This window comes from Pyxidicoccus fallax (genome assembly GCF_012933655.1).
GTDB classification, from domain to species: Bacteria; Myxococcota; Myxococcia; order Myxococcales; family Myxococcaceae; genus Myxococcus; species Myxococcus fallax.
Window position 1 is genome coordinate 1 of the sequence record NZ_JABBJJ010000720.1, and the last position, 1,070, is coordinate 1,070.

The following is a 1,070-nucleotide window of genomic DNA, read 5'->3' on the forward strand; positions in this document are numbered from 1 at the left end:
CCCCCCAGGTTTGCTCTTCCCCACCCGTACCGCACGTCCGAGGCCGGACATCCGGCAGCCACCCTCTGTCGCTGGCACGCACTCCGGTTCGGAGCCGTGCCAGCGAGCGTGCTACGCTGCGCGCCGCGTCAGGTCAGGTCAGGCGAGCACCTGTCCGCCCGTGACGCCCAGAATCTCCGCGTTGACGTAGCGCGACTCGTCCGAGGCGAGGAACACGAACGAGGGCGCCAGCTCCGCGGGCTGCGCGGGACGTCCGGTGGGCGACTGCGCGCCGAACTCCTTCACCTTCTCGCCGCCGAAGGACTGGGGAATCAGCGGCGTCCACACGGGGCCCGGGGCCACGGAGTTGACGCGGATGCCGCGCTCGATGAGGTGCTGGGCGAGGCCCTTGGTGAAGGTGACGATGGCGCCCTTGGTGGTGGCGTAGTCGAGGATGCCCGCCGACGGCTGATACGCCTGGATGGAGGCGGTGTTGATGATGGTGCCGCCCGGCTTCATGTGCGGCAGCGCGTAGCGCACCAGGTGGAACATGGCGATGATGTTGGTGCGGAAGGTGCGCTCCACGCGCTCGGCGTCCAGCTCCTCGAACTTCTCCACCTGCGGGCCCTGGAAGGCCGCGTTGTTGACGAGGATGTCGATGCGCCCGTAGCGCTTCACCGTCTCCTCGACCAGCTTGCGGCAGTGGGCCTCCACCGAGAGGTCTCCGGGGAGCAGCAGCGCCTGGCGCCCCGCGTCCTCCACGAAGCGCTTCACGTGGTTGGCGTCATCGCCCTCGTTGAGGAAGGACACGGCCAGGTCCGCGCCCTCGCGCGCGAAGGCGAGGCACACCGCGCGGCCGATGCCGCTGTCGCCACCGGTGACGAGCGCCACGCGGTCCGTCAGCCGGCCCAGGCCCTTGTAGGTCTTCTCGCCGTAGTCGGGCTGCGGTTCCATCTTCCCCTCGTGGCCCGGGTGCGGCTGCGTCTGCTCCGGGAAGGGGGGCTTGGGGCCGGCGTTGCGCGGGTCGGGGTTCTTCTGGGCCATGTGCGGGGCTCCTGACAGGGAAGGATTGCTCCCACCCACGGTGGGAG

The 1,070-nt window shown here is 70.1% G+C and carries 1 protein-coding gene; it reads right to left on the reverse strand.

Translation table 11 applies throughout. The annotated features are described in order from the left end of the window. Nucleotides 1-138: 138 nt before the first annotated feature. Complete coding sequence (locus HG543_RS53795) at nucleotides 139-1,023, reverse strand: SDR family oxidoreductase (RefSeq protein WP_169352693.1); 885 nt, start codon at nucleotides 1,021-1,023, stop codon at nucleotides 139-141. Nucleotides 1,024-1,070 lie beyond the last annotated feature (47 nt).